Origin of the sequence: Exiguobacterium sp. s146 (assembly GCF_018618415.1) — a bacterium.
Classification (GTDB): domain Bacteria; phylum Bacillota; class Bacilli; order Exiguobacteriales; family Exiguobacteriaceae; genus Exiguobacterium.
In genome coordinates, this window is record NZ_JACSMA010000002.1 from 195,829 (window position 1) to 208,023 (window position 12,195).

At 53.9% G+C, this 12,195-nt stretch carries 14 protein-coding genes; 3 read left to right on the plus strand and 11 right to left on the minus strand.

The genetic code is table 11. The features are described 5' to 3' along the window. Positions 1 to 114: 114 nt before the first annotated feature. The 4 genes from KNP83_RS07630 to prsW all read right to left on the minus strand — a co-directional run bounded on the left by KNP83_RS07630 (position 115) and on the right by prsW (position 2,828). Positions 115 to 738 (minus strand): lysophospholipid acyltransferase family protein, encoded by a 624-nt coding sequence (locus KNP83_RS07630; RefSeq protein WP_214761976.1) that lies wholly within the window; start codon positions 736 to 738, stop codon positions 115 to 117. Next, positions 735 to 1,412, minus strand: coding sequence for a (d)CMP kinase (gene cmk / locus KNP83_RS07635; RefSeq protein ID WP_214762391.1), 678 nt, complete (start codon positions 1,410 to 1,412; stop codon positions 735 to 737). Before cmk ends, KNP83_RS07630 begins: the two co-directional genes overlap by 4 nt. A gap of 74 nt (positions 1,413 to 1,486) precedes the next feature. Further along, positions 1,487 to 2,152: a flagellar brake protein gene (locus KNP83_RS07640; RefSeq protein ID WP_214761977.1), complete on the minus strand. Its 666-nt coding sequence runs from the start codon at positions 2,150 to 2,152 to the stop codon at positions 1,487 to 1,489. 19 nt (positions 2,153 to 2,171) lie between these two features. Then, positions 2,172 to 2,828 carry a glutamic-type intramembrane protease PrsW gene (prsW, locus tag KNP83_RS07645; RefSeq protein ID WP_214761978.1) on the minus strand — a complete coding sequence of 219 codons (657 nt, stop codon included), beginning with the start codon at positions 2,826 to 2,828 and terminating at the stop codon, positions 2,172 to 2,174. Between the two features lie 107 nt (positions 2,829 to 2,935). Here prsW and KNP83_RS07650 point away from each other — a divergent pair, with 107 nt between their 5' ends. Continuing rightward, a complete protein-coding gene (locus tag KNP83_RS07650) occupies positions 2,936 to 3,907 on the plus strand; it encodes an asparaginase (RefSeq protein ID WP_214761979.1) in 972 nt (323 codons plus the stop codon). A 36-nt stretch (positions 3,908 to 3,943) separates the two neighbouring features. Next, on the plus strand, positions 3,944 to 4,951 hold the full coding sequence (locus KNP83_RS07655; protein WP_214762392.1) for a YpdA family putative bacillithiol disulfide reductase: 1,008 nt from the start codon (positions 3,944 to 3,946) through the stop codon (positions 4,949 to 4,951). A 52-nt stretch (positions 4,952 to 5,003) separates the two neighbouring features. Here the strand turns inward: KNP83_RS07655 and KNP83_RS07660 are convergent, their stop codons facing one another. The 7 genes from KNP83_RS07660 to KNP83_RS07690 all read right to left on the minus strand — a co-directional run bounded on the left by KNP83_RS07660 (position 5,004) and on the right by KNP83_RS07690 (position 11,780). Further along, positions 5,004 to 6,272: a Glu/Leu/Phe/Val family dehydrogenase gene (locus KNP83_RS07660; RefSeq protein ID WP_021067184.1), complete on the minus strand. Its 1,269-nt coding sequence runs from the start codon at positions 6,270 to 6,272 to the stop codon at positions 5,004 to 5,006. A gap of 150 nt (positions 6,273 to 6,422) precedes the next feature. Beyond that, on the minus strand, positions 6,423 to 7,340 hold the full coding sequence (locus tag KNP83_RS07665; RefSeq protein ID WP_214761980.1) for a D-alanine--D-alanine ligase: 918 nt from the start codon (positions 7,338 to 7,340) through the stop codon (positions 6,423 to 6,425). A 96-nt stretch (positions 7,341 to 7,436) separates the two neighbouring features. Further along, a complete protein-coding gene (locus tag KNP83_RS07670) occupies positions 7,437 to 8,018 on the minus strand; it encodes an adaptor protein MecA (protein WP_214761981.1) in 582 nt (193 codons plus the stop codon). 61 nt (positions 8,019 to 8,079) lie between these two features. Next, complete coding sequence (locus tag KNP83_RS07675; RefSeq protein ID WP_214761982.1) at positions 8,080 to 8,937, minus strand: MerR family transcriptional regulator; 858 nt, start codon at positions 8,935 to 8,937, stop codon at positions 8,080 to 8,082. Positions 8,938 to 9,101: 164 nt separating this feature from the next. Further along, positions 9,102 to 9,305 (minus strand): hypothetical protein, encoded by a 204-nt coding sequence (locus KNP83_RS07680; protein ID WP_214719577.1) that lies wholly within the window; start codon positions 9,303 to 9,305, stop codon positions 9,102 to 9,104. A 41-nt stretch (positions 9,306 to 9,346) separates the two neighbouring features. Continuing rightward, entirely contained in the window at positions 9,347 to 10,774 is a 1,428-nt protein-coding gene (locus tag KNP83_RS07685; RefSeq protein WP_214761983.1) for a RecQ family ATP-dependent DNA helicase, read from the minus strand. Continuing rightward, a complete protein-coding gene (locus KNP83_RS07690) occupies positions 10,758 to 11,780 on the minus strand; it encodes a YpbB family protein (RefSeq protein WP_251139282.1) in 1,023 nt (340 codons plus the stop codon). Before KNP83_RS07690 ends, KNP83_RS07685 begins: the two co-directional genes overlap by 17 nt. 142 nt (positions 11,781 to 11,922) lie before the next feature. Here KNP83_RS07690 and KNP83_RS07695 point away from each other — a divergent pair, with 142 nt between their 5' ends. Continuing rightward, positions 11,923 to 12,171 (plus strand): ferredoxin, encoded by a 249-nt coding sequence (locus KNP83_RS07695; RefSeq protein ID WP_021067177.1) that lies wholly within the window; start codon positions 11,923 to 11,925, stop codon positions 12,169 to 12,171. Positions 12,172 to 12,195: the final 24 nt, after the last annotated feature.

The following is a 12,195-nucleotide window of genomic DNA, read 5'->3' on the forward strand; positions in this document are numbered from 1 at the left end:
ACAAAAAGGAGCGCCCTGAGGCGCTTACACCTAGTATAAACTTCTTATAATTCGAAAGATTTGTCAAGGTGTTATCAGGTTAGTTCCTCTCCTGGCGCGAGATTAAACCTGAAATTAACGAACGTTCCGTGAATGCTGCATGTACAAGTCACCAATCGTCTTCATGATCAAGTCGGCCGCAACTTGAGCGCTCGCCTTGTCCGCTTTCAAACCGCTCATGTCGATCGGTGGCCCGATGACGACTTTCAGCTTCGAGCGGAACTTGTACGTTCCGATGATCGCTACCGGGAGTACCGACGCGTCCGAACGGAGCGCGAAGAACCCGACGCCGGCTTGGGCCTTGCCGAGCGTACCGTCTTTCGACCGCGTACCTTCAGGGAAAATCGAGATCACCTCGTCTTCCTTCAACTTTTGCAAGACGACGCGGAGCGCCTGTCGGTCCCCTTCTCCGCGTGACACAGGAATCTGTCCGGCCCGATTCAAGATGTGTTTCAACACTGGGACGTCAAACAACTCTTTTTTCGCGAAGAAACGGAGCTGCCGCTGTTTCGGCATCGCGCCGGCGAGCATGACCGGGTCCCAGTTCGATTGATGGTTCGAACAGACGATCATCGACCCGTCGAGCGGGACGTTGTCGCGCCCGATATACTCGACACGGAAGCTCAGTCTGCGGATGATATTGACGACAGCTACCGCTAGTCGATACATACCGAACGGTCCATTGTTGAGCGGTTTCATCGTTCAATCACCTGCTTCATCAAATGCTCGATCGCCTCGACGACGCCGTCAATCGACAGCTCGGTCGTATCGAGATAATGCGCATCGTCGGCTTGACGAAGCGGCGCGACCTCACGCTCCGAATCGCGTTTGTCGCGCAAGGCGATCTCGAGCTGTAATTGTTCCAGGTCGCTCGGCAACCCTTTCGCTACGTTCTCCTCGTGGCGACGGCGGGCCCGTTCTTCGACCGTCGCCGTCATGAACACTTTCAAATCGGCGGACGGCAGGACGTGGGTGCCGATATCGCGGCCATCCATGACGATGCCACCCTCGCTAGCGAGGTCACGCTGTAAATCCATGAGGGCATCTCGCACTTCCGGTTGGCGCGCGACGAAACTGACGTTGTTCGTCACTTCGCTCGTCCGGATGACGTCGGTCACTTCGTCAGCGCCATCGAACACGCGTTGGCCGTTCTCGGACGGGACGAGCCGCAAGTCCATATGAGCAATCATCTCGGCGAGTTTCGGTCCATCTTCAAGACCGACCCCGTCTTTGAGGGCACGATACGTCACGGCGCGATAAATCGCGCCCGTATCGATGTAGACGTATCCTAATTTTTTGGCGAGTGTTTTCGCGATCGTGCTCTTCCCGGCTCCGGCCGGTCCATCTAATGCAATCTGTAAAGGTTTATTCATAAAAATTGGGTACCGGCTCATCCCGATACCCGCCTCCTCTCGGTCATTTGTTCCGAGAACATCATACCAGTTTTTTAACGTGAAGAAAATACAGAGCCCGTGCGTTTCCTTGCTTCGAGCTGGGCCCGGAAGCAATAACGTAAAATCGTCTCTTGGTCCCGGTGTGATAACTCTTCGAAACGAAGTGACAATTCTTGTTTCGTCGTCTGTTCGTGAATGCGGACGAGCCGACTCTTGACGCGGAACGTTTGTGGAATCCCGCGGTCGTCATCGATATGGAATGAGACGATGATTGCCTCGTCGACGGCGACCGGGGCCCGATTGGCGATGATGCGCATGCCCCCGGCCGAGACGTCGAGTGACGTCGACTCGAACGACGGGAACGCTTGACCGTCTTCCGCGGACACGGTCACGTGAATCATCTCCGGTACCCGTAAATACTCACGGCGCTGGACACGTTTGATTTTCTTCTCATCCGGCACCGGGAATGCGTAACGAAGCGTCAACTGGGCGTCACTCACCCGTCTCGATATGACGGTGTCGAAGGCGTACAGTTGCTCTTCTCCTTTGAAGAAATAGACGCGCATCGATTCGTCTTCGTGCAAGAAGAACGTCTTTAACGTATCCGTTTCACTTGGGGCCTCGATCCAGACGACTTGATCGTTAATGGCTGCGATTTTCGTCTTTCCTTCTTTTCTCCCTTCGACTTCCACCCGTAACTCTTGACCTACTTTTAACATGAAACGATTCCCCTTTATTCTATTTATATTGGCGATGATTGGAGCGATTAGCGGTGCGGACGAGCAATAAAGCGACCATCCATAAGACGACGATATAGACAACAGCCGGTACTTTGTTCATCGGTTCGACGAGCAAGATGTAGTCGAACATGCCATGCAACAGCGTGGCCGCCATGACAGCGGTGAATAGCCAAAACCGCTCGTGGACGGAATGTTTGGCCCGGCCGAGACAAAACCCCATGACGACGGCGAACAGCGCGTGGCCGCTCACCGGTAGCACGGCGCGCCAGATGGCAATCTCGATTGAGTCGTACACCCATAAATATAGAAAATTCTCTAACGTGGCAAAGCCGAGTGAACAGGCGACCGCATAGAGAATCCCGTCGTAGTAATCATCAAAGACTTTATGTATGTATATTGTATAATAAATCATGAACCATTTAAAAAATTCTTCTAATAGCGCGGTGGCCACGAACGCCTTCCAAAACGGGCCCACGAGCACCCCTTCTTCCACGAACGCATACTGGACGAACATGATCGGAAAGACGAGAATGGCCCCGGCGACGAACGACCGGATCACATAGCCGAGCGGTTCCGCTTCTAGTTCATGTCGGAGATAGAAGTAGGAAAGAAGGGCGAACCCTGGCGCAACCGCAGACAAGGCGATTGCAATCATGATGCATCTCTCCTTTCTCACGTTAAGCATACACTGAAATAGAGGAAAGAAAAAGTAGGGCACGCCTAGAAATTGGAAGAAACGAATAAAAAAGTTGGAGGTCTGTTATGAATCATTTATTACTCATCCACACCGGCGGCACAATCGCCATGTCCCAATCGGGGTCGGGACACGTCATGCCGAGCGAGGTCAATCCGATCGATGCGACGTTGCCAAAAGCGACGGATATCGCCAACATCACGACGAAACACTTCTCAAACATCCCATCCCCGCACATGACGCCTGAAAAAATGCTCGAGCTCGCCCAGTTCATCAATCAACAGCTGACACAAGACACGTACGACGGGGTCGTCATCACCCACGGGACCGACACGCTCGAAGAAACGGCCTATTTCCTTCAAATCACGCTCGGCGCTCCGGTCCCGATCGTCTTGACCGGGGCGATGCGCTCGTCGAACGAGGTCGGCTCCGACGGCGAGTTCAATCTCATCACGGCGCTTCGGGTCGCCCAGAGCGATGTCGCACGCGGCAAAGGCGTGCTCGTCGTCTTCAACGGCGAGATTCATTCCGCCTTCAACGTCACGAAGACGCATACGTCTTCCGTCGACACGTTCAAATCGGTCCACTTCGGGAACGTCGGCATGGTGACGAAAGACCATGTCCTCATCTACAGCCAGCCGACGACGAAACAACCGAAGATGATTTCAACGATCACGAAACGGGTCGCCGTGCTGAAAGTCGTCGCCGGGATGGACCCGGATTTGATTGAGGCCGTGCTCTCGCTCGGTTACGACGGGCTCGTCCTCGAGGTGCTCGGTCAAGGGAACGTTCCGCCATCAATCGTCCCCGCGCTCGAGCTGCTCGTCGAACGTATGCCGGTCGTCATCGTCAGCCGCTGCTTCAACGGCATCGTCCAAGACGTGTACGGCTACGTCGGCGGCGGCCAGCAATTGAAAGAGATGGGCATCATCTTCTCGAACGGCTTGAACTCACAAAAAGCGAGATTGCGGCTCCTCGTCGAACTCGAGGCCGGGTCGTCACAAGCGGTCATGGAGCACAGCTTCAGTTTCCAACAATGAGTTGGTGACTTGCCAACCGATTCGTCCTTCCATACAATGAGGGATGAGGTGATTTCATTGAATAAACACGCTATCGTCGTCGGCGCCGGACCGTGCGGGCTGTCGGCTGCGATTGAATTGGAACGCATCGGCATCTCGTGCACGATTATCGAGCGCGGCAATATCGTCGATGCCATCTATCGGTATCCGACCCATCAGACGTTTTTCTCGTCTGCCAACTTGCTTGAAATCGGGAACATCCCGTTCATCTGTAAAGATTTGAAACCACGGCGTCAAGACGCGCTCGTCTATTATCGGGAAGTCGTCAGCCGGACCGGGCTCGATGTCCATCCGTTCGAGACGGTCGAAGCGGTCGAGCGGACCGAGACCGGTTTCGTCGTGACGTCACGACACGACCGGGACGGCGCCAAAGAGCGTCAGGCCGACTACGTCATCTTGGCGACGGGCTATTACGGTCGTCCCCGTCGACTCGACGTGCCCGGTGAAGAGTTGCCGCACGTCGCCCACTATTTCAAAGAGGCGCATCCGTTCTATCGGCAACGCGTCACGGTCATCGGCGGGAAGAACTCCGCCGTCGATGCGGCCATCGAGCTCGAGAAGGCCGGGGCCCACGTCACCGTGCTCTATCGCGGGGACGGCTACAGTCCTTCCGTGAAGCCGTGGGTGTTACCGACGTTCGACTCGCTCGTCCGTCATGACAAAGTGCGGCTCGAACTCGAAGCGGAAATCGTCCGCATCGAACCGCATTACGTCGTCTATCGCCAACATGGCGAAGAACTGCGGCTTGAGTCCGATCACGTCCTCGCCATGACTGGTTACTTGCCCGACCATGGCCTGTTCGCCAACGCCGGGGTGCACATCGACGAAGAGACCGGTGTGCCGGCATTTGACGAAGCGACGTATGAAACGAACGTCGATGGCCTATTCATCGCCGGTGTCGTCGCGGCCGGGAATGACGCCAACAAAATCTTTATCGAGAACGGCCGCTTCCACGGCCAAGCTATCGCCGAGACGCTTCGGGAACGCAACGGCGTGACGTCATAATCGACATCGAAAAAGGGAGGACCTGATGCCAGGTCCTCCCTTTCGTATGGTATTATACCCAACCGCGGAAGCGCGACGCTTCTGCCATCTTGCGCACGCCGACCATATAGGCGGCGAGACGCATGTCGACCTTACGGGCCGACGAGGTATTGTATACGGTATTGAACGAATGGACGAGCACTTTCTCAAGCTTCTCTTCCACTTCCTCTTCAGTCCAATAGTACCCTTGATTGTTTTGAACCCACTCGAAGTAGGACACCGTCACCCCGCCGCTTGAAGCGAGCACGTCCGGGACGAGCAGGATGCCGCGTTCCGTCAAGATGCGGGTCGCCTCGTTTGTCGTCGGTCCGTTCGCGGCTTCGACAACGATGGACGCCTTGATGTTGTCGGCGTTATCCTCGGTGATTTGATTCTCGATCGCGGCCGGGACCAAGATGTCGCAGTCAAGTTCGAGCATCTCTTTGTTCGAGATGGTGTTCTTGAACAACGTCGAGATCGTCCCGAACGAGTCACGACGGTCGAGCAGATACGGGATGTCGAGTCCGTTCTCGTCATGGATGGCTCCATACGCATCGCTGACGGCGATGACTTTCGCACCGGCGTCATGCATGAACTTCGACAGGAAGCTACCCGCGTTGCCGAACCCTTGGACGACGACGCGAGCGCCTTTCAACTCGATTCCGCGACGGAGCGCCGCTTCTCGAATCATGATGGCGACACCTTTTGCCGTCGCCGTCTCGCGACCGTGCGAGCCACCGAGCACGAGCGGTTTCCCGGTGATGAATCCTGGTGAGTTGAATTCATCGATGCGGCTATACTCGTCCATCATCCATGCCATGATTTGCGAGTTCGTGAACACGTCCGGTGCCGGGATGTCTTTCGTCGGTCCGACGATTTGACTGATGGCCCGAACATAACCACGGCTCAACCGCTCAATCTCACGGAAACTCATCTCACGCGGATCACAGACGATTCCACCTTTACCGCCGCCATATGGTAAGTCGACGATGCCGGCTTTCAAGCTCATCCAGACCGACAACGCCTTCACTTCGACCTCGGTCACGCTCGGGTGGAATCGGATTCCACCTTTTGTCGGTCCGACGGCATCGTTATGTTGCGCACGATATCCTGTGAAAATCTTGGTCGATCCATCATCCATCCGTACCGGGATGCGGACGGTCAACATCCGAAGCGGCTCTTTCAAGAGCTCGTACATCTCTTCTGGATACCCGAGTTTATCGAGCGCCTCGTGTATCACTTCTTGTGTCGATTCAAGGATGTTTTTTCGTTTTTGATGACCTTTTTCTTGATCCGTAATCATGAAGGTTTCCTCCCCTAAATTGTCGATTCTCCCCCAAGAATCAACCTCGTATTCGTTTAAAAGTATATCTGATACGCGCCCAATTTGAAAGGCTTTTACAAAAATAATGAAAGCGTTTTCTAAAATGAAAAAAGAAGGGGGTGCCCCTTCTTACTTTTCAAGCGCGAGTGCGATGAATCGCTCCAACAGTTCACCGTACGAGATCCCGACGGCGCGGGCGCTGTCCGGGAACAGGCTGAGCGGTGTCATGCCAGGCAGTGTGTTCGTCTCTAAAACATAGGCGAGTCCGTCCTCTGACACGAGGAAGTCCGAGCGGGAGTATCCGCTGCAGCCGAGCGCACGGTGCGCTTGAACTGCGGCCGCTTGAACCTCTTCCGTCAAAGCAGCCGGCAACTCGGCCGGACAGACGTGAATCGATCCACCTTCTGAATACTTCGACTCATAGTCATAAAACTCGTTTTTCGGGATAATCTCGATGACCGGGAGCGCGGCTTCAGCACCATGGTTCCCGAGTACAGGGACCGTCAATTCACGGCCTTTGATATATTGTTCGACCAAGACGGCCGTATCGCATGCGAACGCTTTGTCGATCCCTTCACGGAGCATCGTCTCATCCATCGCGATCGTCAATCCGTTCGAAGAGCCTTCTTGGGCCGGTTTGACGACACATGGGAATTCATCGCCCCACTCAACGATTTTCGCGTCGATGTCGTCCCCTGTCTCGATGAGGACGTCACGAGCGATCCGAATGCCGGCAGCGGCGAAGATGATCTTCGCACGGGCTTTGTCCATCGCGAGCGCGGACGCCAACACACCCGAACCTGTATACGGCAAGCCTGCCATCTCCAAGAGTGACTGCACGCGTCCGTCTTCACCGTATTTGCCATGCAAGGCGCTGACGACGACGTCGGCTTGAAGCGTCAACAGCTCATCGGCCCGCTCCGGGTGAAAATCAATGGCCACGACGTCGTGACCTCGTTCTTTGAGCGCTTCAATCATTCCTTTACCACTCGTGAGCGACACTTCACGCTCACCTGATACACCACCATATAATACCGCGACTTTCATCCAATCTCTCCTTCAGCTAGCTACTCCAAAGTTCAAGTTTTATCATACCATGTGTCGGCCGAAAACAATAGAAACAGAACAGTAAAAAAGCCGTACTTACGCGAACGTATCGTACAGCTGTTTCACGGCCTGTTCAGTTTGAATCGTCTTGCCGTACTCCATCATGACGTACGGGCTGACGGTCGTCGTCCGACCGTACTCCGACAAGATGGCGGCCAGACGCTCTTCCACGTCCGGTTTGAGCACCTCGACAAAATGCAGGTAGTACTTTCCCTCATAATGATAGAACGCCCCGCCCTGCTCGGTGTCTCGCATATGCGGGAACAAGCGAATCGAGGCGTTGATGACGTCCTCGATATCGTCAAATTGATAAATCAAATGATGAATCACATCGATGGTGAGCCGAATCTCGACTTGTTCTTGATCCGATTCCGGTACGGGCGCATCGACTTTCTGAACGTCGATGACGAGCCCGTCACGGGGAAACATCGTCACGTTCAAGTCGACGGTCCCTTGCGGCATGAAGCCAAACTCCGCTTCCGCCGTCTCGAGCAATTCCCGCCACAGGTCTTGACCGCTCTCCCCCACGATAGTATCGATGGCGATACCTCGGGTGGACAGGTCGCTCGCGGTCAAATATACCCTTAAATGTTCTTTTGTTTGTTTTTCAAATCTCAAACGAAAACCTCCAAAGAATAATCGATCCTACTTTATAAGCTACTCCCGTTTGAGCGAGCTGTCAAATAGTTGACAACCACTCGGTCCATGCTTCGGGCGTATCCCCGAGGAAGGCCGATCCGAACTCGGACGCGTTCAAACTGACCGCATAACCACCGGCCCCGATGACGAGGTTCGGGTGGTCGGCTTGAATGAACCGCATCGCGTCTTTCAGACCATCGAGGTGTTCCGTCAACGTACATGAGAAAATCAGGCATTTGGCATCGATATCGTGCAATGCCTCGTTCAAATCCTCTTTCGGGAATCCCGCGCCGAGGAAAATCACGTCATAACCATATTGACGCAAGTATAGCGTCACAAACAAGAGCCCAATCTCGTGCATCTCGCCTGGGGCACAGACACAAATGATGCGCGGCAAAAAAGGATTCATCGGCATTTGGAGCGAGAGCGTCGATAGGCGGGCACGCAAAAAGGCCGTCGCAAAATGTTCGTGCGCGATCGTAATCGTCCCGTTCTCCCAACGTGTCCCGATTTCCATCAATAACGGACCGATGATATCTTTCGTAACCTTTTCAAAACTAAACGTATTAAAGGCACGATTAATCAAATCGTGCGCCTTACGTTCATCAAATGAAAGTAATGCCTCGAGCAACCCGTCCATCAGCTCCTCGTCATACAGGCGGGCAGGCTTCGGCTTCGGGGCTTCATGTAGCTGATGAATCGCTTGGGACACGGTCAATCCTTCCCGTTGTTTTTCGACGACCCATTTGATCTTCTCGACGTCTTGGTCGGAATACAATCGATGACCCGAATCGGTCCGGCTCGGAACGATGAATTGATAGCGTCGTTCCCACGCTCGGATTGTGGTCGGGTTGACTCCGGTGAGTGACGCGACCGTCTTGATAGAGTACTTCGGCACAGCAGCCCCTCCTTTCCTACTAGTTCTTCTCTATCAGTATAGACCCATCTGTACGGCTTTACCTGTTTTATTGTGCAAATCTTGTGAGAAATTGGTGAGATTGTGCATATTCACAAGTCCATGAACCTATTCATAAAAAAAATACGACGTTCGCGTCGTATTGTTTAGAAAAAGATGTCGTGACGACCTATATATAAAAATACAAGAATAATGGCAAACATCGTCAATGTCAGCATCATGGCGAGCGGTCGCTTCAGCCAATTGTCGTTCAATTTCTCTTTTCGCTCATGCTCTTGCCGTTCAGCGCGAGATGGCAACGTGTCCACCACTTGTTCACGAAGTGAGTCCGCTTGGTTCCGATGTCGCAACGTGTGCCCTCCTTTACCTTTTTTATCATTTTACTATGATATCAATCAAAGGAAAAGATACGAGCCAACCGATGTTTCCAATCTGTCACATTTTTAGACACAAGTTGTTCCGACGGCGGGAAGTCGATTTCACCGCAGACATCACAACAATCGCTCTGCTTGACCGGCTGCTCCGAGAAATAATTCAACAAATAATCGCGCCGGCACGTCTTGATGAGGGCGTAGTCCATCATCTGCCCCAGTTGACGATACCGGGCCCGCTTTCTATCTTTTACCCAATCCACCGCCTCGGCAAGCGTCCGCTCGGCAAGCATCTGATTCAGCAATCCCCAAACCGGGTCTTCCTCGTTCAACCGCAACAAGCGCGGCAATTGGGCCAGGCTCGTGCCATTGTCCCGTTCAAAATAGGCGAGTCGGATATCTTTGTCTTTCGGATATTGCTGGTCAATTAAGAATTGTTGAATCCGCTCATCCCCATCGGCGTATAACAAGACGGCGAAAGCCGGCTCTCCGTCACGGCCAGCGCGACCAATCTCTTGCATGTACGCCTCAAGCGTGGCCGGGATTTGATAATGGATGACGGAACGGACGTTATCTTTATTGACACCCATCCCGAACGCACTCGTGCACACCATGATTGCGACTTCATCACCTAAAAATTGCGACTGTACGAGGCGCCGGTCCTCGGTCGACATACCGCCGTGATAAAACAAGGCGTCATCGAGATGAAGGGCGAGCGCTTCGGCCTCACGTCGCGTCGCCGTATAGATGACGGCCGGTTTTGGCACGTCGTGGACGAGTTCGCTCAGACGGCGCATCTTATCTTCTGACCCGAGACGTTCCACGATAAGGCGAATCTCGGGACGGTTCGCCGAATGGACGAACTGTGCTGGCGAGAAGAGCGCCAGTTTCTCGACAATGTCTCGTTTCACCGTCTCCGGTGCGGTCGCCGTGACGGCCATACATTGCGGACTGCCAAGCTGTTTGCGCAGTTCACCGAGACGTGCATATTCCGGCCGGAACTCATGACCCCACTGCGAGATACAGTGCGCCTCGTCGACGACGAGCATTTGGATTTTGGTGCGCGCTAGCGCCCGTGTCACGTGCGGCACGGCAAGTTGCTCCGGCGACAAATACAAGAAGCGGTAGCGTTTCAAATGATTTAAAATCTCTTGTTTCTCTTCGAGCGTCTCCATCGATGTCAATCGAGCGACCCCGCGTTCGCCGCGCTCACGGATATGAAGCATCTGATCCTCGATCAGGGACAAGAGCGGCGAGACGATGATCGTCAACCCGTCGTTCTTGATATAGGACGGGAGTTGGAACGTCAATGACTTGCCGGCCCCGGTCGGCATGATGGCGAGCACGTCCTGCCCGTCGGCGACCGCATCGATCACTTCGCGCTGCCCCGGACGGAAACTGTCATAGCCGAACACCCGCTTCAACGTCTTCTCAAACAAATGTCTCACCTCGTTTCAATCGTGCGAACACCAATCGGATTTGATAATAACTGATTCCGTCGACTTGTTCAAAAATCGGTTTGAGCGCCCAGCTCGACTCGTCACGCAACTGCTCGACTTGCTGAATTTGCTCGAGCGGGACGAATTGATCGAGCGGGAATTCGTCCAAGTACATCGCCATCTCGACGACGTGATCCTCAATCGTGCTGGTACGTAACCGCCGCTGTGACTGGACTTGTTGGAACGAGCGGCCGGCCAAGAACTGTTCATACGAGCCCTGCGCCGACAACGTCATCCGATCGCTCGATAAACCGTGGGCGAATCCTAACAGTTTCGCATCGCGTGGCAGTTTCCAGAGGAGCGCATTCCACCCGGCCAAGAAGTAGAGCCGGGCCGTCCGGGCGTCGACGTCGAGAAGGGCCGCGATTTGCTCATACGTATACCCGGTCTCGAACGCTCCCGTGAACCGGTAAACAACGGCGGTCGCATACGGGTCGCCAATCTCTTCAAGCGCCGTCTCGAGCTCGTGGTGGAAACTTTGAATCAACGGTCGCCAGTCGCGCTCGGTCCGCACGATTTGCTTGACCCAACGTTCGGCCAAACGGTCGGCCTGGACCGGATAAAACGTTCGCTCATGCTCGCGCGACATGAACGTCTGCACGAACAGGCTGAGCCGTTTCCAAGTCATCGTCGTATAATCCCGATACTCGCCGCCGAGACGGTCGAACAAGTCGCTGACGGCCTCGGGCGAAGCGAGCATCGCCCCGGCTTCGGTCAAGGTGAAACTCGAGCGGTTGAGCCAGCCTCGCTTCTCGAACGAGGCGAGCAATTTCTCATAGTCATACTTCGTGTAGGGGAACAAGCCAAAAATCGGTTCCAAATCATAAAAAAAGGCATCTTGCAGCGTCGTCGCCGATCGTTTACCGTTCAATACATGAAACAAACTGCGCTCGCTGCGTTCCCCTTTTAAGCGTTGGATGGATAACAACAATACCCCGTCCGCTAAATGAACCATCGTTCCACCTCCTTGTTAAAATTATGCTTCCAAAACGTTATTCGTTTCCTCATTGAAATATTTGGGTATGTAGACTACAATTACTCATAGTCAGTAGAAAACAATTTCTATGCAGAGAGACGAAACGTATGGAGGGTTACAAATGGCAAAATTTACGATTGTTGATAAAGATACATGTATCGCATGTGGGGCCTGCGGAGCAGCCGCCCCGGACATCTTCGACTATGATGACGAAGGCCTCGCGTTCAACTTGATGGACGACAACACGGGGACGATTGAAGTGCCGGATGAATTGTATGAGGACTTGATGGACGCGTTCGAAGGTTGCCCGACCGACTCAATCAAAGTCGCGGACGAATCATTCGACGGCGACGCACTCAAGTACGAATAAGCGAGACATGTGTGCCATCTCGGC